Source organism: Paenibacillus sp. W4I10, from assembly GCF_030816325.1.
In the GTDB taxonomy this organism is placed as follows: Bacteria; Bacillota; Bacilli; order Paenibacillales; family Paenibacillaceae; genus Paenibacillus; species Paenibacillus amylolyticus_B.
In genome coordinates, this window is record NZ_JAUSXX010000001.1 from 674007 (window position 1) to 695736 (window position 21730).

At 44.4% G+C, this 21730-nt stretch carries 22 protein-coding genes; 18 read left to right on the forward strand and 4 right to left on the reverse strand.

Annotated features, from left to right (window positions below; translation table 11 throughout):
* The first annotated feature begins 140 nt into the window (after window positions 1-140).
* From ytfJ to QF049_RS03050, 3 genes are all read left to right on the forward strand, one after another.
* Complete coding sequence (gene ytfJ, locus QF049_RS03040; protein ID WP_307534717.1) at window positions 141-623, forward strand: GerW family sporulation protein; 483 nt, start codon at window positions 141-143, stop codon at window positions 621-623.
* Window positions 624-787: 164 nt separating this feature from the next.
* A complete protein-coding gene (locus QF049_RS03045; protein ID WP_036607828.1) occupies window positions 788-1213 on the forward strand; it encodes a phage holin family protein in 426 nt (141 codons plus the stop codon).
* Window positions 1210-1977, forward strand: a complete 768-nt coding sequence (locus tag QF049_RS03050) for a peptidoglycan recognition protein family protein (protein ID WP_307534720.1) — start codon at window positions 1210-1212, stop codon at window positions 1975-1977. Before QF049_RS03045 ends, QF049_RS03050 begins: the two co-directional genes overlap by 4 nt.
* A 29-nt stretch (window positions 1978-2006) precedes the next feature.
* Here QF049_RS03050 and QF049_RS03055 read toward each other — a convergent pair whose 3' ends face one another.
* The 4 genes from QF049_RS03055 to QF049_RS03070 form a co-directional block, all read right to left on the reverse strand.
* On the reverse strand, window positions 2007-2195 hold the full coding sequence (locus tag QF049_RS03055; RefSeq protein WP_307534722.1) for a hypothetical protein: 189 nt from the start codon (window positions 2193-2195) through the stop codon (window positions 2007-2009).
* A 181-nt stretch (window positions 2196-2376) separates the two neighbouring features.
* On the reverse strand, window positions 2377-2604 hold the full coding sequence (locus tag QF049_RS03060; protein WP_076328272.1) for a hypothetical protein: 228 nt from the start codon (window positions 2602-2604) through the stop codon (window positions 2377-2379).
* A 175-nt stretch (window positions 2605-2779) separates the two neighbouring features.
* Window positions 2780-3049, reverse strand: coding sequence for a hypothetical protein (locus QF049_RS03065; protein WP_307410620.1), 270 nt, complete (start codon window positions 3047-3049; stop codon window positions 2780-2782).
* Between the two features lie 184 nt (window positions 3050-3233).
* Window positions 3234-3974 carry a GT-D fold domain-containing protein gene (locus QF049_RS03070; RefSeq protein ID WP_307534725.1) on the reverse strand — a complete coding sequence of 247 codons (741 nt, stop codon included), beginning with the start codon at window positions 3972-3974 and terminating at the stop codon, window positions 3234-3236.
* Window positions 3975-4164: 190 nt separating this feature from the next.
* On the opposite strand from QF049_RS03070, the gene QF049_RS03075 reads away from it, so the two are divergent.
* The 15 genes from QF049_RS03075 to QF049_RS03145 all read left to right on the forward strand — a co-directional run bounded on the left by QF049_RS03075 (window position 4165) and on the right by QF049_RS03145 (window position 21661).
* Window positions 4165-4824 (forward strand): glycosyltransferase family 2 protein, encoded by a 660-nt coding sequence (locus QF049_RS03075; RefSeq protein WP_307534727.1) that lies wholly within the window; start codon window positions 4165-4167, stop codon window positions 4822-4824.
* A 37-nt stretch (window positions 4825-4861) separates the two neighbouring features.
* Window positions 4862-5893 carry a glycosyltransferase gene (locus QF049_RS03080; protein WP_307534729.1) on the forward strand — a complete coding sequence of 344 codons (1032 nt, stop codon included), beginning with the start codon at window positions 4862-4864 and terminating at the stop codon, window positions 5891-5893.
* Window positions 5877-6515: a hypothetical protein gene (locus QF049_RS03085; protein ID WP_307534731.1), complete on the forward strand. Its 639-nt coding sequence runs from the start codon at window positions 5877-5879 to the stop codon at window positions 6513-6515. Before QF049_RS03080 ends, QF049_RS03085 begins: the two co-directional genes overlap by 17 nt.
* Before the next feature lie 255 nt (window positions 6516-6770).
* Window positions 6771-7592, forward strand: a complete 822-nt coding sequence (locus QF049_RS03090; protein WP_307534733.1) for a hypothetical protein — start codon at window positions 6771-6773, stop codon at window positions 7590-7592.
* Window positions 7593-7720: 128 nt separating this feature from the next.
* Window positions 7721-8200 (forward strand): hypothetical protein, encoded by a 480-nt coding sequence (locus QF049_RS03095; protein WP_076331342.1) that lies wholly within the window; start codon window positions 7721-7723, stop codon window positions 8198-8200.
* A 20-nt stretch (window positions 8201-8220) separates the two neighbouring features.
* A complete protein-coding gene (locus QF049_RS03100; RefSeq protein WP_307534734.1) occupies window positions 8221-8553 on the forward strand; it encodes a hypothetical protein in 333 nt (110 codons plus the stop codon).
* Between the two features lie 67 nt (window positions 8554-8620).
* Window positions 8621-12460 carry a coiled-coil domain-containing protein gene (locus QF049_RS03105; RefSeq protein WP_307534736.1) on the forward strand — a complete coding sequence of 1280 codons (3840 nt, stop codon included), beginning with the start codon at window positions 8621-8623 and terminating at the stop codon, window positions 12458-12460.
* 14 nt (window positions 12461-12474) lie between these two features.
* On the forward strand, window positions 12475-13125 hold the full coding sequence (locus QF049_RS03110) for an S-layer homology domain-containing protein (protein WP_237174663.1): 651 nt from the start codon (window positions 12475-12477) through the stop codon (window positions 13123-13125).
* 100 nt (window positions 13126-13225) lie between these two features.
* The gene (locus QF049_RS03115; protein WP_307534739.1) at window positions 13226-14578 is read left to right on the forward strand and encodes a hypothetical protein; all 1353 of its coding nucleotides are present in this window, start codon (window positions 13226-13228) and stop codon (window positions 14576-14578) included.
* Between the two features lie 15 nt (window positions 14579-14593).
* Complete coding sequence (locus QF049_RS03120) at window positions 14594-17734, forward strand: M23 family metallopeptidase (protein ID WP_307534741.1); 3141 nt, start codon at window positions 14594-14596, stop codon at window positions 17732-17734.
* Window positions 17734-18150: a hypothetical protein gene (locus QF049_RS03125; protein WP_307534744.1), complete on the forward strand. Its 417-nt coding sequence runs from the start codon at window positions 17734-17736 to the stop codon at window positions 18148-18150. The genes QF049_RS03120 and QF049_RS03125 overlap by 1 nt, the downstream gene beginning before the upstream one ends.
* Before the next feature lie 18 nt (window positions 18151-18168).
* A complete protein-coding gene (locus QF049_RS03130) occupies window positions 18169-18579 on the forward strand; it encodes a hypothetical protein (protein ID WP_307534746.1) in 411 nt (136 codons plus the stop codon).
* Between the two features lie 11 nt (window positions 18580-18590).
* Entirely contained in the window at window positions 18591-20510 is a 1920-nt protein-coding gene (locus QF049_RS03135) for a hypothetical protein (RefSeq protein WP_307534748.1), read from the forward strand.
* A 13-nt stretch (window positions 20511-20523) separates the two neighbouring features.
* Window positions 20524-21498: a hypothetical protein gene (locus QF049_RS03140; protein WP_307534750.1), complete on the forward strand. Its 975-nt coding sequence runs from the start codon at window positions 20524-20526 to the stop codon at window positions 21496-21498.
* A gap of 31 nt (window positions 21499-21529) precedes the next feature.
* Window positions 21530-21661 (forward strand): hypothetical protein, encoded by a 132-nt coding sequence (locus tag QF049_RS03145; protein WP_307534752.1) that lies wholly within the window; start codon window positions 21530-21532, stop codon window positions 21659-21661.
* Window positions 21662-21730: the final 69 nt, after the last annotated feature.

Here is a 21730-nt window from a genome sequence, read left to right on the forward strand (position 1 = left end):
TTATAGCCGACCTGTTTTGGAAATATGAGGTTGGGGTTCGGTGCGTGTACTTAAAATGCTTATTTACATAAGTCCCTTCAAGTTTGGGGATGATATGGTTAGATCAAACCTAGCTTACATTGAAACTGGAGGGAATTAAAATGTCAGATCATCCAATTCAAGGCTTAATGGAAACTGCTATGGAGAATATCAAGGCCATGGTGGATGTCAATACAATTGTTGGCGATGCAGTCGAAACACCGGATGGTACCGTGATTCTGCCAATCAGTAAGGTGGGATTCGGATTTGCTGCCGGTGGTAGTGATTTTCACGTCAATGGAGAAAGTAATGGCAAAAGTGGTGCCACGGGTACCTCTACTGAACATGCCAGTTCAGCAAAAGTGGCTTCTCCATTTGGTGGCGGTAGCGGCGGCGGTGTATCCATACGTCCTATTGCGTTTCTGGTGGTAGGTAAGCAGGGGGTACACATTGTGCCACTCGATAACTCCACACATCTGTTTGAGAAACTCATTGACTCTACGCCTTATGTTCTTGATCGAATTCAAGGCATGTTCCAACGTAATACAACACCAACGAATACAACAGATGTACCAGTAACACCAGATCCATCAACCTATAGCTGAATCAGTTGGTCATGATCCCTCCCGCATATCCCAGCGTGAGGGATTTTTTGCTGTTTGTTCAGCGAATGGTGAGTGTTTTTTCGGTGGTTTCCGTATTGCATGAGACTTATGTCTATGATCCGCCTAACCTAGACATGAAATAGGTTATTGAAGGGGGAACGTTAATGCACAGAGATACCGTGTTTATGGTTTTGTTTGGCTGGCTGCTATCGGCAGTCGTGTATTTGGTAGGAGGAATTGATCACCTGTTTATTGCAGTGACCATCTTTGTGGGGCTGGATTACATCACAGGGGTGCTGTCTGCATGGTATAGGAAGGAGTTATCCAGCAGGGTTGGATGGTGGGGGCTTGCTCGTAAGTCATTGACATTTGTCTTTGTCATTATTGCACATCAACTGGATATGGTTGCAGGCAATTCAAATGATTTTATGCGAGATGCAATGTTAATGTTCATCATTGGTACCGAAGGAATCAGTATTTTGGAGAACATGGGAAAACTGGGCCTGCCTGTACCGAAGTTTATCACTTCAGCACTCTTTAAGCTTCGAGGGAATGAAGATCAAGTTGAAGATAAGGAGAAGATGTCATGATACAGATCACTAAGGATTACATACCTGTGAATAAATACAGCCGAGCCGGACTGAAATTAAAAGCGAAACGTGGAATTGTGATGCATTATACGGCTTCTCCCGGAGCGCCCGCGAAGAACATTAGCAAATACTTTGCAAGTCTGGCACAGCAGGATTCCAATAAAGCAGTGAAAGGTCGTTATGCAAGTGCACATTTCTCGGTAGATCGAACTTCGATATATAACAGTCTCCCGGATGATGAATTAGCTTATCACTGCGGGAGTGCAACATACACGAAGGAAGCTCTGGCCAAACTTGGGACATATCCGAACAATAGTACAGTGGGCATTGAGATGTGCATTGAAAAGGATGGCAGTATCCATGAGGATACATTCAATAACATTGTAGACCTCGCGGTATACCTAATCAGGGAACGGGGCTTTCCACCCGTCTTCTTCACACATAAAGAAGTGGTTGGATGGAAGGAATGCCCATTGCCATGGATTAAGCAACCAGGTGAATATGAAAGATTTAAGCAAGCAGTACATATAAAACTAAACCCACTACAAGAATTAGCAGTAACGGAGGATGATGATATGAATACGGTTCTGGATTATGCACAATGGGCCTGGAATGAACTTGATCAGTTCATTGGAGATGCCTACAACGACAAGGTGATTGAAGATTGGGCATGGGTAGAGAAGGTACGCAAGAAGAAGTTAACCTATGGAGAATTGTTGTTACTGAAAGTTTTAATTGATGAGCGCAGACGTAAAAAGTCCTAACCGCGAGAGCAGTACATATTGATTAGGAGCTAAGGATGCCTGTTGGTTAACCAGGAGTTAAAGTGTGCCGGATTTTTCAAAAAATAAAAATGTTGTATAATCACGATATGGTCAGGATACTCAAGTTCATATTGGGTCTGAATCGAGGATTCATCGACGACTCCAATAACAGCGAGTTGATTTGTCTCCATCACATGTGTTGGTGTGGGTGAGCTCATACAACCATCCTTTCGTTTATTAAGTCAGAGTCAACAGGGGCGATGGAGATGTCCATGGTCCCTAGATGACCTATACGAGGCAGGATGGGGAAGGTTAAGCTGATCCGGTTCAAAAAGGGTTCGAAATTCAAAAAAAAGCAGAACCCCACGTCGAATGTGATGTGGGGTTCTGCTTATGTAACTACTCTTTTGAGAACGTGTCCAGGGCCTCATCTGTAAGATGGAGTTCTGCGAAAGCCCTGCATATCTTTTGGAAAGATCTAATGGTATTTGTCTCGTACAACATCTCAATGGGATCAAAACCTAACATGACAAGCGAATCCACAAGTTCTGTCTGATCTACTTCTGTATGGTGGAGCGCTTCAAGCATGGTTTCAATAACAGTTAAAAATAAAATGGCTTTATTCACTGTCTCGATTGGTGTCCCCTCCTTCGTAATACTACTAGAATAAGCGGAGGAGGACAGAAAATAACGAGAAAGTCCAATTTCTCAGTGATGAATCTATTTAATCTAAAAGTGTGGAGAGAATAACTGGTTGTTGTAAATTAATATCTGATGATAAGCTCTCCCTTTGTATGTAAGATTAAGCTTTTTCGTTTACTTCGTGGAGAATGGAATCAATTAATTCATCATCAATCAGAGTGCTAGCTTTTTTGAGTGCCAACAGAATACCTTGCGGTTGTTCAAAAAAGACTGTAGAGAGAATAGGGGCAACCTCATCTAAATTAATCTTCTCAGCTTTGACCATACTGATCAAGGCAACAACGATCTCATGTCCCTCTACGTTACCTTCCATAAATCTTGTTCGTAAATGAGTTGCTACTATTTCAGTCTTTGACTGCGAGTACGCCATTACATTTCCCTCCAACGGTTCGAATATCTTAGCAGAGCTCCTCTTCATGCAAGTTTAAACCAGGTTAGATTAGGAGTTATCTTAACAATAATAAGGCAGATAGTTTAATTTATCAACAGCTACTAAGTCAATAAAATTGGATTTGAAATTACAGTTTTATCCAGTAAAAAAGACCCGGAGAGGGTCATTTTTTGGGTCTGCCTTCCCAATAATCAGGAAATCCGTTGTAATCCCATGCGTTCAGATTTTCGCTGTCGGCTTGAATGGCAACATCTGCTCCGGAACCAAAGTCAACACCTACGGTTTGCAGTTCTTTGGCCTTAATAACCAGTACCTTACCGGGTGCACCTGCACACACCAGAGCAAGCTTCCACGGTGTCTGTTGGTAGATATGTTCCATTTGTTTGGATGCTGTGCTCACATGAGACCACGAGGGGCAGTCCACCGTTCCCACGATGCTTGTCCACCCGTATCTCCGCTCCAGAACTTCTCGATATTGCTCGGCCTTGGCTCCGCAGATCAGAATAGGCATGGTCTTGAAAGTTTCATAGAATAACTTGAATCGGGCGATGTAATTATTCTCAAAAGCATAGAAGGTCTCTCTGGGTTCAACTTTGTAATATGCAAGGCACATATCGAATAACGGCTTGAAATACCAGTGATCTGTCTGGATCAGGTGTCCAACGTAATCCGCTTTTCGCAGACAGTGTACAATAATTTCTCTCGCACTCGCGTTGGGTAAGGTTATCCCGCAATAGGTAGGATCGTTCAACCAGCCGTAATGAGACTTAATGAAATCCATAGTCAGAACGGTATCGTGGGCCAGAATGGTGTTGGAAGCATCCCCAAATCGAACAGAAGCATGGGCTTCTCCATCAGAGGCCATTTGGAACCAGTTGTGGATTAATTCTACACTCCCCAGCATGCCTGTCACCTTCTTTCCATGTGTGAATAATGGTTTTTTTGGTATACATATTCATCAACTCCTTCTGTACTAGAATAGGAAAAATGCTTCGTTCTCTCTCTTCTTTTGAGGAATCACTCCTTTTTTGTTTAATGTGCGAAGGTTACTGAGCAACAGTCTAGACTATGTAAAAAGGGAGAGGGGATGGACTGTGAAAAACGTATTTATAGGTAGTCCTGTACGAAACCGGGCTTGGATTATGGAACGGCACTTGCAATCGCTTGAGCAACAAGCAGTGCAGAAACATTATATGTATATCCTGAATGATAGTGAAGATCAGACGGAGCATATCCTTGATTGTCATCAGATTCCTTATCTAACTCATAATCTGGGGAGAACATATGGTCATATACGTGGACAATATTCCTATCACAACCTGGCGTTGTTGAGAAATACGCTTCTGGATGAGTTTCTGAAATCGGACTGTGAGTATCTGTTCTCAATTGATACGGATATCATCATTCCCGAGGGTAGCCTACGGCAGTTAATAGATAATGACAAAGATATATGCTCCATGCTTATACGGAATCACCCAAAGTTAAAGGCTCATAATGCCATGATCGGCGGAAAACATATACCTGAATTCAAAGCGGGTTTGTTCCCGGTAGAACTGACAGGTGCGGTATATTTGATTAAGCGTGAAGTGATCGAAGCAGGGGTTCGATATGGTTCTCATCCAACAGGTGAAGATGCACCATTCTGTGAGCAAGCTAGAAGATTGGGATTTGAACTGTTTGTAGATACTCGGTTGCGTCCCGTTCATGCCTATGCGGAAGGGGTGGAGTTGATTGCTCAATTGGTTGCTTCGTAGAAAACAACGAGAAAATCCGGTTTTTGAAAGTATAGAAATGACCATTGTCTACCCGCCCGCACTCGACTGGAACCTTTTGTTCCAGCGTCCTCAGCAATTGATGACCGCCTTCTCCAATATTCCAGGTATACGGGCCATCTTTATCAACGAAGAAACGTACAGAAAGCAGAGCCGCCCGATTGAAAAGTTAAATGAGGATCTGTTCCTTGTGCAAAAAGGCGTGAACTACGATCACCTGGTCAAAGGAAAGAAGGTACTCTGGTTCTCGAATCCAGGCCAGTACAATTATTCGGATGGACGGAAGTTTGATTTTACCGTATTTGATTACCTTGATAATTCGGCTGACGAGTTTGCTGTGTGGAAATCCTACATCCCGAAATGTTTTGACCGTGCAGATCTTATTGCCACGACTGCCAAGGTGATGTACGAGGCACATAAACATGACGGCAAACCAATCTTTATGTGCCCTAACGGGGCAGATTACCAACATTTTGAGAAAGCGCGAGTGATTCTGCCCAAACCGGCCGACTTCCCCGATGTTCATGATGGGCAAAAGATTGTGGGTTTCCACGGTGCAATGGCATCGTGGGTGGATTATTCGCTGATTACCGCTATTGCAGATAAAGGTTATCGTGTTGTTTTGATTGGAAACAATACCCTCTATCAAAAAAATATTGTGCATCCCAATGTGACTTGTCTTCCGCACAAAGATTATAAAGTGCTTCCCGCCTACATTGCTCAATTCGATGTCTGTATCGTGCCATTCAAGCTGACAGAGATGATCCGGGGTTGCGATCCGATCAAGTATTATGAATATTTGTCTGCGGGCAAACCTGTGTTGACAACGCGTATGGAGGAAATTGTTCATAAGTACAGCGATGTAACTTACTTTATGAATCAGCATAATTGCGGGGTGATGTTGGAGAAAGCGATTCGTGAGAATAGTACTTCCAAAATTGCGGCAAGAGTAAGGGTGGCTAAGTCTAATAGCTGGGATGGCAGGGCAATGGATGCTGTGAAGATGATTAATCAGGTCATAGGAGGTATGAGAAATGAAAAAGATATTTAAACGAATGTTTGGTAGCCAATCGACTACACCAACAATCGAGCTTGAAGAAATAGAGATTGACGCGACAGAGTTCAATGTTACGACATACACCCCAAACACGGATACAACGATTGTATATCTGCCTGCGATCGATTTCCATAGTGAACGATTCGGGCGTCGACCACAGCGGCTGTTAAAAGCACTCGCGGAAGTAGGCTACAATGTAATATATATCAACTCCAGTGATGAGTTCTATCAGGTAGATGCCTTGGAGTATCCATATCCGGAGATTCCAAACTTTGTTGTAGCCCGTGTGGGCCATAATGTCCGTACGCTGTTTCAAGGTGATCGCGTAATCTATTGGGTGAACGATAGCCGGCTGGCAAGTTCTGTCGAGACAGCCTATCCTGATCTGGTCGTATTTGATTCGTTGACCGATCCGGATCAGTACGAAAAGCACAAACACAAGATGGAAGCTGTTGCTGACGTTGTCTTCATTACACCTGAGAGAATCTATGAGCATGGAAAATACTGCTCACATGTTCATCTGGTTACTGCCGATGAATTTGAGATCAAGGAACGTGCGGAACAGGTAGCGCAAATTATTGATTCTTTGCCAAACAGAATGGCCCCTCTAATGTAGGGGTCTTTTCTTTGATCGTATATAGGCCTTTTCCTTTTGCAAAGATGACGGGGCTAATCCTGCTTCAATATATTTCGTTTACATTATCGTTAGGGATTGAAGATAGCGTTCTACACTATAAAAAGCAGAGACGGTTAACAGCCAGACGGGTTAAACGAAACGGATCTCCCGATCATCAAGTCATTTAACCTGATCCTGGCTTAAGCAAGTCTCCGTAGCTAAAAATACATACTATCCTAAGGAGTGGACTGTTCAATGGCTAAAAAAATGATTATCAAAGGTGTAGGTACGTTCATGGCTAAACGCCTTCCAAAAGATCCGATGGGCGAAATTGAGGTAGTTACCCTGGGTACCCTGCAAGATCTGAAAATTGACCTTAACGTGGAGCTTGAGGACATCTTTGGTGGTGACGGTCTGTTCGCCATTGATGTACTGGTGAAGTCCAAATCGATTGAAGTGTCGGCAACAGATGCCAAATTCGATCTGGATGCGATCCAGCTGATGATGGGTTCAACGGTACAAGAGCAAGTGAAGTCTTATGTATGGGTACTGAATGAGCAGTCTACAGTGGCTGCTGGCGTATCCAATTCCGGATTTGCTGAAGCCAAACCGAAGCATGCGAGTGATATCTATGGAAGTAACGGTGACATTACGGTTCGTCTCAAAGATTCCAACACGTTGCTGAAACAACTCACTTCCAAAGGAACGGCCGTGGAACCCAATGCGTTCTTCTACGACGAAGCGAATGATGTAGTTATCCTGAATGCTGCCCATATCGGTAAAGAGGTTGTGTTCAACTACAAGCGAGACCAAATTGTAGACATGGTTGATCTGTTGGTTGATGAAGTACCATTCCCAATCTCTGTCGTTCATCACGGTACGTTCCAGCAAAAAGATGGTTCGTATGCAGGGGTTGAAACCGAGCTGTACATGTGCCGTGCAAAAGGTACATTCAGCATCAATGCCCAGCGCGCTGCCGCTTCTGCATCTGCAATCTCCTTGCAGATTCTTGATCCTGAACGTGCTGACGGAAAAATCGGCAGTATCAAACGCTTCAGCGCACCAAGCAAGATCTAATATCTAAATAAGGTTGATTGCTCCTGGCAAGGTATCAAACGGCATCTGTGTCCTCCCCTTCACAGAGCCTTGCCTTGCCAGGTTTTTTATTATATGGGGGAGAATGTCCTGGGGAGGTCTTTAAATTCATGGAAACAGAACAAGAAAAAGCCGAGCGTGAACTTGCGGAAAAGCTGAATGAGGAAGCGGCGAAACGAATCAAAGATGATCCGGAAAACAAACGGGTGACTCCAGAGGAAGTGGAGGCTGCTGAGCGTGCATTCTTTGAAGATGATGAGATTATTACGTTACGGGATCGACGGAAATATCGTATTCCGCCGTGTAACCTGAAGGATGCCCGCCGTCTGATGAAGTTGCTGAAAACGGTGAATATCGATGCCATTATTCTTAACTTCATTCCGACTGAGAATGATGAACTGGATGAAAAGCGGCAGCAGGATTTATTTGATGTATTGGCAATGGCATTCAAAAACTATCCACATATCGTGACCAAAGATGAGCATGGTGAGTATATCATCAATCGAGAATATCTGGATGAGTACCTCGATCTGAACACAGCTCGTAAAGTCATTGATATGCTCATTGGACTCAACGGTTTAAAAAAGTAGAACGCACCGAGGGGGAGTCTTTGGAGGGAACCGAAATCCGTGATTCGGAAACACAGGAACCCGTTCACTGGGGAGAGATCTTCTTCACCCTCCATAAACACTGTGGGCTGAACAAGTGGGAGATTTGGGAGTACACACTCCCTCAGGTTGCGGAGCTGTGCAAGTCAGCCGAGAAATATATTCAATTTGAGGTTGAACTTATGACAGCACCTCTTCGCATGTTCGGTGGCGGTGGGGGCGAGGAAGTTGAAGAAGATGGGACCGTCAGACGTAAAAGAACCTTCAATGACGAGGATTACACGGAGATATCAGAAGATGATATCGGTATGCTTGCACAAGCGCTCGGAGGATAAGAGAGAGACATCCCGTTTTGCCTAAATGAAGGTAGAACGGGATTTATGCATAAAGGCGGTGATTCTTATGACTGAAACAGAAGGACAAGGAGACAAACATTCCTTAACACAAGAAATATTAACGGATAAGGATCAATTAACTGGACAAAACGTAAAACTGAAAGGGAGTTCCCCTTCAGGCGTTAACACGCTGATTAGACGTGTAGAGACAATCAGAAGTGATTTGCAGTCGAAAATGATTGAAACACTGACTACCGATTTGGAGCACTTTTATCGTGGAGCGTTCAGTGAAATGAAGGATGTGTCTGCAGCTGGCTCACAGGGGTTGATAGACTCCGTGATGAATACGATGAAATATATTTCAGCAGGTGGAACCAAGGGGTATTCATCAACATTACTCAAGAAATCCCTTGACTCGTCGCAGCAGATGGATCAACAGATGAGCCGGGCCGACCAAAATTTGGAGCTTAGATCGTCTGGGACAACGAATGACAGTGGGCAATTCACACAAACCGGAACAGTCAAAAATCTGCAACGAATTGCACTGCAACATGGTATGGATCAGGAAGATGTAGGCCTTGCCTATCGTATTGGTTCTCGTAATTATGATCATTCATCTGAAGCTGTCGCGTTTGCTGAAGAAGTAGCCAAGCTGCATTCAGCGGGCAATATGGATGTAGAACAGACGGCAACAGGTCTGGAAGCTGTTACTCCGGCATGGGGAAGCAGTAGCTTTGATCTGTCCCAAGTCACAGACATGATGATCAGAGCTTCAACGATGTTGGATGTTGGCATTCAGGACTTGATGGATATGATGCGTCAGACCCTTCCAAAGGTTGGGAACCCTGATGGAACTTTTGCACAAGAGGATGCATTAGCCAACTGGATTAGTAAGGCTGGATTGTTGGTTAAGTCAAAAGGAGATAATCCTCAGCAGGGCTTTGCATCGAATCGAGTTAGATTCGATCTTCTTGCTGAACAATTGAAGGCTAAGGATGCAAACGCGTCGATCCATCAGCGCACTGGCAGTAGAGACAACCTTCAATTCCGACAACGAGAGATCGAAATCACTTTTCAGATTGCAACACATGAGGCGATGCAAGGGTTGAAAGAGGAATTTGCCGAGCTGGGCGATTATCTTATCGCAGTCATGCGGTTAATTGGAGATCGTACGGGTGGCGTTGTTGATCATATGGAATTGCTTAACCGAATTATGGATGAAGTCGGAGTTCAGGTTGCGTGGGATAAGTTCGGTGAAGTGATGAATGAAGGCGATCAGAAGCGATACAGTGCTACGAATGCGGATCCAGGGAAAGTCGAAAATACGGGGAGCGATGTTCCCGAGCCACTTCGAGTCACGGATGTGCAACGTGCTGGTGTAGCGCAGGAAATGGGCAGACAGCAGAGTCGTCTGCAGACTCTGGAACATCGCAAAACAGAAATTCAAAGTAGGGCCGCCGCCAAGCAAGATGATGTACTTCAGGCACGGACTAACCGAGATCATAAACATAATATGTACAATCAGGCTATACAAGATGGGGATACAGCGGCTTCTTCCATTCATGCAGAAGAACGTGACGAAGCTGAGAAGCGAGTCAAAACGTATAGTCGAGAACTTCTTCTGTTGCGAGAAGAAATGCATTCACTCGATATTCAGATTGCAAAGATGAAGCGAAGTCTTGAGTTTCTAGGCCGAGAACTGGATGACACGAGTAGAGCAATGATGCAACTTGAACACCAAGCTAGAGTACTGATGATGGCGATGGATGACATGGACCTTGATGCAGTTGAACTACGAAACAAGTTGTATTTCCTTAATGCTGAGTTTACATACGGTTCAACGGATGTTCAGCGCTACGAATCCGAGATCCAGAAGCTGCGTAAACAGTCAACGCTATTGAATGACGTTCTCTCCACATTGAGAACCGAAGTCAATGAGTTAAATGCTTCTTTTAGACAAGGCATGATCGATGCTACAGCATACATATCCAAACTGAAGGAACTGGAACAGGTTCAGCTCGCGAGCATGATGAGTGGTCCAGGAGGATTACTAGTTGTTCCAGGTGCAGGAAGTGGTGGATCCCCTGAATCCCCTGTTAAGGATGACAAGAAAGATTCCAAAAACAAAACCTTTGTAGCTCGCCATGAAGATTTGATTAAAGATGTCATGAAAGACGCAATAATGGATGAATTCAATCCGGGGGGCGACTCGAAAAAAGGGAATAAAAATACACCCAAAAGAGGCCTTCTTTCCAGGTTTAAGGATATGAAAGACACGGGCAATCGCAAAGCATTTTTTGACAGCAATGCCCCGATCCGTAATAAAGATGGAAATATACTTCGAGATAGACAAGGAAATTCGATTACTCAGCGTGACATCAATGCGGAGCAAGCTGCCCGTGGGATTAAAACACCCGGAAAATTTTCGAAATTAGTCAAATCCGGCGGGAGATTATTGAGGCCTTTAAAAGCTGTACCTGCACTTGGGTTGGCGATGACCGCCATGGATGTCGTCTCTGGTCTTGTCGATCCATTGAACAATATGGGTAAGTCAGAAGCGGAGAAGCAGAGTATTCGCGCAACCAATAAGGAAGAGTTGGCCAAAGATTTCAAGGATATGGAGCAGTCATCTTTTGTAGGGAAAGTGTGGAAAGGGTTAAACCTGGGGATGGATGCCGCTGTGTCCGGCACAATGAGTTCAATATTCGGAAACAATGCTACCAATAACAAGTTCGGGGATTACTGGAAGGGATTTAAGGCGGTTTGGAGTGAAGATGGCGGAGATGCAGTTGAGAAGAAACTGGGCAAGGAATACAACTACAAGCAGGAGAAAAAAGAAGCCCAGATTCAAATGGATAAAGAGTCTGGAAAACCGCCTGGGGACAACAAACAACAACAACCGCAGATACAATACATTCAACCTCAAATGCAGTATATTCCTGCTGCGGGCGGAATAGGAACTATTGCTAACGGTTATAGGCCTCAGCCGCAAAGCAACGGTATTGATGAAATGATCGCCAAGATTAATCGGCAGCTTAACAAGTCGACAAGTGATAACGAAACCAATTACCAAGTCACTCGATCCCGTCTTTTGATTAGTGGTGTTCGCGAAGATTCTGGTCAGATGCGCGCGCTAATGGAGAAATATTTGCAAGAGAATATCAAGTTCTTCGATAAGGCCATTGCAAGTTTACAGAAGACGTACGACAAGATGGCTGAAGGTAAGGAGAAAGATGAACTGGGCCTGGAGATCAATGAGAAGAAACAGCAGAAGGCACAATCAGAGCTTGAACTGAATGGTGTCAAAAACAGCCAAATTGATGAGCTTAGACGCAAGATGAATGATCAGTTTGAGTTGACGCAGTTGGATTATGATAAACGAATGTATGATCTCCTGGCGGCTAATGGGGGTAAGGAAGATGCACCAGAATTAATTGCATTGAACAAATCCCGTGCATCAGAAATGAACTCACAAATAAGTTCGATCAAGCAAGATTGGAAGAATCTGCTGAATAGTGGTGTGTTTAAACCAGGGTCAAATGAATATATGGAGATTTTAAAACAAATCCAGTCATTAGGTGTAGAACAGTCTAAAAATTTGTTTGAAATTAGCAAAAAAATGGATAAACCGATATCTTCATTCAACATTCCAGCAGGTCTTAAGGTCATGGATTACTTTGATTACATGACGACGAACAATACACATAAAAGTGTGATGGTTGGCTCAGGTGATGTCACGGTTCATGTGAACATCGATAATATGACTGGCAGCACAAAAGATGTGGAGAGACTGACATCTACGTTGGACAAGACACTGCGGCAGAACAACCCGGGTATGGTGAACTATATGGCCAGCAATGTAGGTGCGGGAATGGGAAGTAATCATATCTCTAAATATAGTAGATAAGGAGGAGTTCTGATATGACTCAGCAAGACCCGTTTGGCTTAGTAAATGACCGGTATAAAAGAAGGCTGTTGGTAGATACAGGCATGAAGTTCGAGCCAGTGAACGGAAGAATCATTGATCCGTACTCTTCACCTTCGCCCAATCCGCAAGTGAGGGAAATTAAAATGATTAATGCTCCCTCGCATTTTCATCAGATGGGCGTATCTTCGTACAAGGCCATCATTAACATCCTGTTTAAAGATAAGCAATCCTATCACGACTACGCCATGTACGTAGGCTGGACACACAAATTTTATGATGAGAAGGGCAATATCTATGTTGGTGTTGTAGAGTCCATCAAAGTTGACCCTATTTTCTACCATCAGGATACGATGGATAAAGATCAGAAGGGATATAAGGTCGAATTGACCATGACCCTGATCAAAAAAGATGGATATGACCGTAAGAGTGCAATACAGTTTCAGGATTTACAGACGACAGAAGGGAAGGACCACTGGGCAAGAGATTCCATTGAACGCTTGGCTGATTTGGGGCTGACGGTTGTAACACAATTGGATGGCACCCCAATTCTATATTTCAGACCGGAAAACTTTATAACCAGAGCAGAGTTTGTTACTTTCCTGATGCGAACCAAGCGTCTGCTGGAACGAACAATTCGAGAGTAGGGTGACCTACTCTCTTTTCTGTCTATTCTAAAGATAGGAGGTGTTTATCATACGAAAATGGGTTGATGTAAACGAAGGGGATTGGTTCTATAACGATGTTATGGAAGCCACGAATATGGTTTTGGAAGATGGTGAAGTCTTTGTGGCCGGGATCAACTATAACAAGTTTGAGGAAGGCAAGCCTTTTGTATATGAGGAAATCAAAGGGAAAGCGGGGCAAACCTCATTTAGTCTGCCTGTGCTGATTAAACCAACAGATGACAATCCACTGTATGTGTTTATTGACGGTGTTCAAACGATCTACCAAACGGCTGAAACCAATAGTAAGGGATTAACCGATGTGGAGTTGTATACCGGTGTAAAAGCAGGACAGGTGGTGTCCTTCTGTAGTTATGGAGAACCGTTGCTAGACAGTGCTTGGAAAAGGCCACCCGTGTCCTGGACTGGAGATCTGCCCAGAGCTGTACTTAGTGCAGCGACGACCTATTTCTACGATCCATTCAGTCGTAATCATCAGGAATATTTGTATGCAGCAGGCCAACCACTTCGCAGACTCAGCATTCCTTCCGAGGTATGGGCAGACACCATGGGAGATGCAGAGGCGGTAACCAAAATTGCAACAAAGGCTATTGGTTACCGAACGGATGTATATTGTGTCAGCCCGGGGGGCTCGGTATTTCTTCCTTTTAATCTGAACGGTGTCACCTGCAAGTTCAATTATTGGACAAAGAATAACAAATTCATGAGTGAAGATATCAAAGCGACAACACTCAAACCAGCATACAACAATTGTTTCTTTCCTAATGCCATTATACAGCGGGGAGAAGCCTTTCATCTGATTAATAAGTTACGCAAGGTGTTCTATGCCAGATTTACGGACATGAAAGCACCAACGACGGGGATTAATCAAACCATTACCGCTTTTCAAGGACAACGGGTTTTTAGACTTAACGGCAATTATCCGGCAGGTAAAAAGAAACTTAAAATTACAGTGAAATTCAAAGAACCAAAAAAAGATAAAGTCCAAGAAACACCGGCTTATTCGGAAATTGACAACCACACGGTTGTTTTTAACCAACCTTTTTCAGAAGGAGACGAAGTGACGTTCAATTATCTGAAAGATGTGAGCGAGAGGTTCGCAGACGTTGGCAAAGATTCGGCCATTTATTATCGGGACAAAAAGGAGCGAGTTGTACAGAACAAGGATGCCTTCTGGAAAATAGCCGTCTCGGAAATGGAAGACGAAACATTTGCGAACAATGATCCACTGATTGCTGGCATTCCGATCAATAACAAGCTGGATGGTGCAGCGATAGTAACAGATATGGGGAGACCTACAAATGGCACAGAGCAAGCAGAGGTATGGTTCCTTGGGAATTCCGCTATGACCCGGGCTGAAGCCGTAGCTTTCCTGGACCGATTCATGAAATGGACCATCGAGCGATTCAAGTAAGGGGGAGATTACAATATGATTCCAATTTCGGATGAGGTTATGAATGTGCTATCCCAGCGTCTGAAGCTGGGGGAAGGAGCGCTTCCCAATATCCGTGTAGAAGTAGATCGGCTGGCATTTATCCCGGGACGGACAGAAGAGTTCAGGCATATCGTAACCGAGCAAGTACCCATCATCAGTACAGAATCCGTTTGGGTGGAAGAGTCGAGTAATGGTATATATAACGGTTCGACTCAAGCGAATGCTCAGGAGATTTGTTTTCCGATCAAGGGTAAAACGCTGATTACCACTCCTGTTACAGATGAATTTGGTGCTCCTCGTAATAGCGCGTCAAAAATTCACCGAGGCATCGATTTGTCGGAGAAGATCGGAACGCCAATTTTGGCTGCATGGGCCGGAAAAGTAGTCCGAACATCCTTGAATAAAACAGAAGGTGCCGGTAATGCCGTAAATATAAGACATGATAATGGTGTTATCACCAAATATTTTCATCTGAAAGAAATTCTCTGTTCGGTGGATGATGAAGTAGCTCAAGGGGCTGTCATTGGAACGCTGGGCAATACTGGTGGCGTGTATACCGGTGGTCATAAGGTGTCTGCGGCAGAACGTGCGGCGGGCAAGGGAAAACATCTGCATTTTGAAATTTGGGAAGGAGTTAATCCAACAACGAGAACCGGAGAGGGCGGCAAGCCAGTTGATCCTAGATTATATCTGAGCGGACAGCGCAAACTGCATGGGAATGCGAAAACAACATTTACTGATGTAAAGCCGGTTCAGGTCGAAGGATATCCCGGAGAGATCAAACTGAATGAGAAGTTCGACAAGCGAAACTGGCATGAGAAAAACGTTTATACAACCGGATTGAAATTTTTGGATTATGCCAAGATTGAATCGGGCTGGACTATGTTTGATTCAGGAGGCAAGTTGCTGTATACGTTTGAAGGCAAAGCCGCCGTAGCTGAATTCGAGATTAACGTGACGAAACTGAGTATGCCGACGCAAGGGCTGCTTAGTATTGGAATGGGGACTAATTTTAGTGAAGCAGAAGGGGATTCTTTCGCTGTGGTGATTGATGGTAAAACGTATGCCTATGTGAATAAGTTTAACGGGGCATATGATCTGACCAAACTCACGGAATTGAATAATATTGTGATCCCTGCAAAAGCCAAGAGTATCAAGATTAAGGTGACGTATGGGGGCAAACAAAACTCCACTGTCCCAACCGGGTCTGTTCCTGCTTCAAGTAAGAAGTATAAAAAATTTGCCATTGATTATATTCGCATACAAGAGTTGTTGCCTGCTCCGTTGAAGAATCAAAAGAGTGAAGAAGGGCTCGATCCGTCTAAAGGATATTATCAAACGAACAGCTACACAGATTTTATCAATAATAGAAGGATCGAGACGGATGTTATTCAGGTCGGATCTTTTGTCTATATGGACACACAGGTTCTTCCCAATATTATTAGTGCCGAAATCGATGATCAGTTTGATTCTGAAGCCAGGGAGGCACGGCTGACCATCTCCAATCCGAGAGGATTCTTCTCCCCCGATTATAATCCTGCTCATTTTCCTGAGCTTGGGGGTGTGCCGTCTCCATGGTCTTATTTTGCAAACGGATTCCATATCGGAGTTCTGAGTGAAAATACACCGATACGCATATATATGGGATATGGTCAGCACATGATGCGGGTATTTACGGGACTGATTGACAAGGTGGACATCAATGGCGAAGGCTCCACGCTGGAGATCACGGCTCGAGATATGTACAAGCGCATTATCGAGAAAGTCATTTCCGAGAAAAAAGCCTATCCAGAGGTAGAAGAGATTGATAATGTGCCAGATCCGGTGCCGCCTGCAGCAGTTGGCACGGACCGGACATCATCCATAATTCAGGCTGCACAGGCCCAAGCTGCAGCGTATGGTGTGCCTGATCATAAGTTTTTGCTTGCGATATGCAGGCACGAGACCGTTCTCGGAACACAGGGGAAGGGCACAGAAGAAAATGGAAGCTTTATTCTTGGATATGGCTGTCCTAGTAAAAGTGCTTGCAATCCCCTTTACAAGGGAATTCAGGAGCAAATGAAGCGTGGAGCAGAACGGATGTCCAAGGCGCTGGCTTCCAGAGGGAAAAAAGTGAGTTCCAAGGCGGATGTACTTTATTTCCATAATGGTGGAGACATTGCTCCCATGACCTGGAGTCAAGATCGGGAGAATTGGGTGGACAAGGTATGGACCTACTATCAGGAGATGCTCGCAGATCCGGCAAGCTGGACTATTACAGCAACCTCCACTCCCGCAGTTACACCAACACCAGCTCAGCCTGTAGAATTTGAAAAGCCGGCCTGGGTCAAATCAACCGTTGTACTAGATCTGGTTAAACATGCAGGTATGGTGGGTTGGAGGGCAACCAGTGAGGATCGTTCTTATCCTGACTATGTGATTGATGAGACCTATCTGATTGAGGTGAACCAGAAGACGGGTAGGGTCATTGTCCCGGTACCGGGTCAGGAAGGTGAGTTTGAAGTCAAGGACGCAAGTACAGTGCTGACTCCGAACGGATGGCTTAATCCATTTATTGAGGAATATGGCAGGACGTTTGAGCAATGGTCCACCAAAGTTACAGAAGCTGTGCAGGAGGTAATCTCGGAGATACCGTATCGAAGCTACTGTGACCGTTATGGTACATACCGACTGGAACGCTTGAATTATGACAAACCTGTCGTGGCAGAGTTTTCCGAGAATGACAATTTGATCTCCATTACCAAATCCACGGATTGGTCCAGAGGAAGAAGTCACATCGTTGTTATCGACTCGAATGCTAGTCAGAGCAGTTTCGTGGACAAGGAGATTTTGCTCGAACTCAAAGGAGAAATCCGAACCATGGTGCTGGCCGTTCCTTGGGCGAAGACGGTTGAAGCCAAAAGACAGGTGGCAGAGCGAGCTTTTTTTGATATGAAACGGATGTGCCGTACGCTTCAGGTATCCATTCCTGCGAATCCTGCGCTTGATCTGCTTGACAACGTTATTGTGACGGATAAAACGACCACCACACGAGCTGTATATACGATTAAAAGTATTAAAACCAGTTATTCGGTTGACCGTGGCATGTTACAGGTCATTGATATGATGTGGGCAAGAAAGGGAGTGATGGTGTAATGGCCGGCATTGTGAATGAAAATATTGTTTTTCCCGTGCTGGATCTAATCCACCGGGAGCTTCGCAAATATAGCAGTATCTCCAATTCGAATGTTTCTCCTCTTGAAGGTGAACCTTCCGTTACATTATATCGGGAGCACATGCAGGACCCGGACAGGGTGACTGGAGCAGACCTCTTGTATGAATCGGCATGGAAGGTTTCGATCTGGATGAAGTTTGGCTCAGAGGATGAGGAAGACTTTCCTTCCGGAGTGGGCTATTCCCATCCGGATTATGATTATTACAAGTATTTCAGGTTAACGCAGGTGACGGCCCGTACATATGATCCAGCTGGAGAGTCCATGTTCACTTACAATATTGGTCTAAATTATGATGACGAAGGACGCTTAACTGGAACGAGCGTAAGTCGTATATAACATGTAGGAGGTGGTTCCATGGCATTTAATGTATCTTACATCGCGGGTGGCGTCATCGACAAAGTGCGCGAGCTGCCGTACCCACACTTCAGTAAAAAGACGATCCCGTTCATTCGGGGACAGATGTTGGACATTCCGGCGGCGAAGACCACACAGTCTGATACGTTCACCTTGGCGTATGACACGGAGTTTCTGAGCATTGCATTTGCTGCGAGCCACTACTGTGTCGGCGATTACTGGGAACTGACGATCGGGACTGAAAAGGTGTGCCGCACCATTTATGCGAAGGAACTTCCCGAGTCGGTTTCCATGGGGAACAGTTTCGGGATTGTCTACCCGATTCCGGCTGGAACGACCATCACGTTTGACTTTTTTAACGCGGTGGCTGAAGCCAAGTCGGTCTGGTACAACATCAAATTTTTGAGATAAGGAGGGTGACGATGGCACTGCAAAAACCGCAGACGAACTTTGCCGCTTATATTGACGGAGAGTCGGAAGCACAAAAATTGATCAACACGCTGGCCGATGAAATCGTAGGTGCTGATATTCCCAGAGTAGAGGGCGGAATTGACGCCAATCGCTGGGAGAAGGTATACGAGGCAGAGCAAGATTATTGGGTAACATATACTCCTAAAACTCGGCCTAATATTCAAGGGAAGTACCTTCATACGGATGGTAATTTGTATGATGTGGTTAAAATTCCTGACTACAGTAAACTTAAGTTTAAAGATGGAACACCAGCTGTTGAAGATGATGGTTTTCTTTATGAAGTGAGTTCGGTATATTGGGACCAAATTGTCGAAGGTGGTGTTCGTCCCACAGTTAGAGAAAAGGATTACGGTAATTACAGAACCGGTAGAAAGATTCAAGTTGTTCAGTTTTCATATACGGACAATACAGGGGCTAATATTTTTGTAGACGTTCCTAATCAGCTAGCTACATTGGTAACAGATCTAACCAAACCTGATGGTGTTACTGCCTACATTGTAAAGCAGAGACAAACGCTTAGCACGGGTGAAGTAGTTTATTTGGATGACTGGAATGAATTTGAGATAGTTACGGAGCTTCCTGATGACTGGAACTACAGTCTTAAGACAGCCTATCAGTGGGAATATGTAAGATTTTTTGATTATTACGGTAGTTGGACTTCTTTAAAAACAAGCAATGTAGAGCCTGGGAAGTCTAAGTATACTTTTACAGAGCGTTATTATACTGCTGATCCCGTTCATGATGTGCCTTCTAGAGTAGTGGTTAAAGGTACGCCAACTGTACCAACTGGAATTCCTGTGCGAGAGTACTCTGTAATGCTGGAACAACCTACCAATGATTGGAACTATATTAATATTTATTATGGTGAAGAGTTTGAAGGTACAAACACAAGTGGAGATTCAACGACCACATACAGAGGAGCTTGTGATCCAGCTACGGTTAAACCGGGGTTAACGCCTACAGTTATAGATCAAGCCAAGGCACAAGCCATTTACGAGATGTGGAACACAGATACGATTGTCAAAACATTCATCCCACCGTCCACGAAGTGGAAGCTGGATTATGACGGCAAGACAGAGATCGTAAGCCCGGCTGCTCGCTTTTTCCACGGCAGACATTCTACAACCTCATGGTTGCCTAACAAAAAACGCAGACCGGATTACCTGGTAGCTTACACTTTATCGGTAAATAATGATCGAGTAGTTCTTGTTCTGGAAGGTGATCCTTCACCGAATATTCACAGTTATTACCGCAGTTTTGGATACATAGGCAAGATCGTTCCGTTCAATGATTACGACCATGGAGGAAACTTCGGTGTCACTGTAGGCATGGGTGATCTGCGAACAGATATGACAGGTTATACGAAAAATGATATTCTCACTGATCTTAATCCGGATATCTATGCCAAATACGGTGAGTACACTTCAAATGGTATGGACTCCATGTCCATGTTGAAGACACGCAGTAATGTCTTGTTCCAGCGGTATTACCCGGCATTTATTTCGCATCTTCCAAACTATCCTTCTGTGGGTAAACTTCCCCCGGGACTTTCGAAATTGATTGTAGATTCTGATGGGTTCCAGAAGTCCCTTTGGACAGGAAAGTATCATGCGAGTCCAATCTACCTTGTGCATCAGGCAGAAGGATATCGGGGTTATATGGACGGTGTAGTTGCGATATACGATCATAATTTGGTCAACCGTGATGAATTAATCGTAGACACAGAAATTCTGAAAGATCCTTCCAAACCTGCGTTGGGTACGTGGACAGAGGTTTACAAGTTTTTCAGTATCAAGAGTCCGTTGAATCTATTCAAGCATTCCCCATCACCAGATGTAATTACGATTGCATTTTTGAAAGAGATAAAATAAGGAGGATTACATAATGGCAAATTTTAAATATGTAGAAACAATCACCACTTCACAGGACGTATTGACAAAACTGAAGGAGGAAGTTACAGGGTTTAAGAGTTTCCCATTTGAATCCACGGCAGGCGAATCTCAGGAACAAAATCTGTGGGAAGTATTTTACGAAGAAAAGGACAGTAGTGACCGAATTCAGGAGCTTATTCTTCGCGGGATCATGACGATCGGAACACAAGCAACACCGATTACTAAACAGTTCTATGTAAGTTTCATTAATCATGCTCTGGTACCACGCGTCGTTGCACCAGTTCCAGCCTATGAGGAGCATAGTACGTTGACTGTTCAGCTGCTTGAAGGATTCGAAGGCAGTGAACCAACCACACTACCGGTTACCACTCGTCCAACATTCAAGCTGACAGGACATCCGGTACTCTACCAATGGGCACTGGAAAACTACACACCAACCGATCGGAATAAAGAAAAACCTGTATACATGTATGTGAATGTCATGAACAATCGTTTGGCGATGGTTCTCGTCGCGGACCCAGCAGTAAACTTCCTTGATTACAAGAAGTCTTTCCTGTACGCAGGTGCATTGAAACCATTCAAATACAACCTGAATGATGTAGACGGAAACGTAATGCTGACAGCTGGAGCGGTAATCGAAGAACCGGATATCTCTCAGATTGCGACAACAGGAACGTACTACTACGGTCAATATACTTCTGCAGGTAACAACACACTTCAGATGTTGAAAACCAAATCGGGTATTGAATTCCAGCAGCACTATCCTTCCTTTATCACGCAAGCTCCACCGAAAGGTAAAGCTTATCAAGATCCTGAATTGGGGGATACGGGTTTGGAACTGGAGCCTCAAGGCTTCCAGGCGTCCAAATGGACATCCAAATATCACTTGTCTCCGATCTACGTGGTTCACCCTTACGAGGGTTACCGCGGTCAATTCGATAACTGCATCGCGGGTTACGAAGCATAATATCCTTCACCTGGATGAGTTAATTATTGATGTGGAAGGCAAATCTTGGGACCAAGAGGTGTATCGTTATTTCGATACCGATACGGCGCAGAATTTTATGAATCTGTCTGCCAACCAACGCATGGGTGTGGCTATTCTGAAGGAAGTCCGTTATACGGCGTAAGTTAAACTGAATCAAAGCTGAGTCGTATAGATTCAGTGAGAGGGAACTTTCTGAGACTCCACTCAGGGG

What these genes read in the sequence shown, in the direction of transcription:
- ytfJ (WP_307534717.1), top strand. Translation starts at nt 141, where the DNA reads ATGTCAGATCATCCAATTCAAGGCTTAATGGAAACTGCTATGGAGAAT.
- QF049_RS03045 (WP_036607828.1), top strand. Translation starts at nt 788, where the DNA reads ATGCACAGAGATACCGTGTTTATGGTTTTGTTTGGCTGGCTGCTATCG.
- QF049_RS03050 (WP_307534720.1), top strand. Translation starts at nt 1,210, where the DNA reads ATGATACAGATCACTAAGGATTACATACCTGTGAATAAATACAGCCGA.
- QF049_RS03055 (WP_307534722.1), bottom strand. Translation starts at nt 2,195, where the DNA reads ATGAGCTCACCCACACCAACACATGTGATGGAGACAAATCAACTCGCT.
- QF049_RS03065 (WP_307410620.1), bottom strand. Translation starts at nt 3,049, where the DNA reads ATGGCGTACTCGCAGTCAAAGACTGAAATAGTAGCAACTCATTTACGA.
- QF049_RS03070 (WP_307534725.1), bottom strand. Translation starts at nt 3,974, where the DNA reads ATGCTGGGGAGTGTAGAATTAATCCACAACTGGTTCCAAATGGCCTCT.
- QF049_RS03080 (WP_307534729.1), top strand. Translation starts at nt 4,862, where the DNA reads ATGACCATTGTCTACCCGCCCGCACTCGACTGGAACCTTTTGTTCCAG.
- QF049_RS03085 (WP_307534731.1), top strand. Translation starts at nt 5,877, where the DNA reads ATGAAAAAGATATTTAAACGAATGTTTGGTAGCCAATCGACTACACCA.
- QF049_RS03090 (WP_307534733.1), top strand. Translation starts at nt 6,771, where the DNA reads ATGGCTAAAAAAATGATTATCAAAGGTGTAGGTACGTTCATGGCTAAA.
- QF049_RS03095 (WP_076331342.1), top strand. Translation starts at nt 7,721, where the DNA reads ATGGAAACAGAACAAGAAAAAGCCGAGCGTGAACTTGCGGAAAAGCTG.
- QF049_RS03105 (WP_307534736.1), top strand. Translation starts at nt 8,621, where the DNA reads ATGACTGAAACAGAAGGACAAGGAGACAAACATTCCTTAACACAAGAA.
- QF049_RS03110 (WP_237174663.1), top strand. Translation starts at nt 12,475, where the DNA reads ATGACTCAGCAAGACCCGTTTGGCTTAGTAAATGACCGGTATAAAAGA.
- QF049_RS03115 (WP_307534739.1), top strand. Translation starts at nt 13,226, where the DNA reads ATGGAAGCCACGAATATGGTTTTGGAAGATGGTGAAGTCTTTGTGGCC.
- QF049_RS03120 (WP_307534741.1), top strand. Translation starts at nt 14,594, where the DNA reads ATGATTCCAATTTCGGATGAGGTTATGAATGTGCTATCCCAGCGTCTG.
- QF049_RS03125 (WP_307534744.1), top strand. Translation starts at nt 17,734, where the DNA reads ATGGCCGGCATTGTGAATGAAAATATTGTTTTTCCCGTGCTGGATCTA.
- QF049_RS03130 (WP_307534746.1), top strand. Translation starts at nt 18,169, where the DNA reads ATGGCATTTAATGTATCTTACATCGCGGGTGGCGTCATCGACAAAGTG.
- QF049_RS03135 (WP_307534748.1), top strand. Translation starts at nt 18,591, where the DNA reads ATGGCACTGCAAAAACCGCAGACGAACTTTGCCGCTTATATTGACGGA.
- QF049_RS03140 (WP_307534750.1), top strand. Translation starts at nt 20,524, where the DNA reads ATGGCAAATTTTAAATATGTAGAAACAATCACCACTTCACAGGACGTA.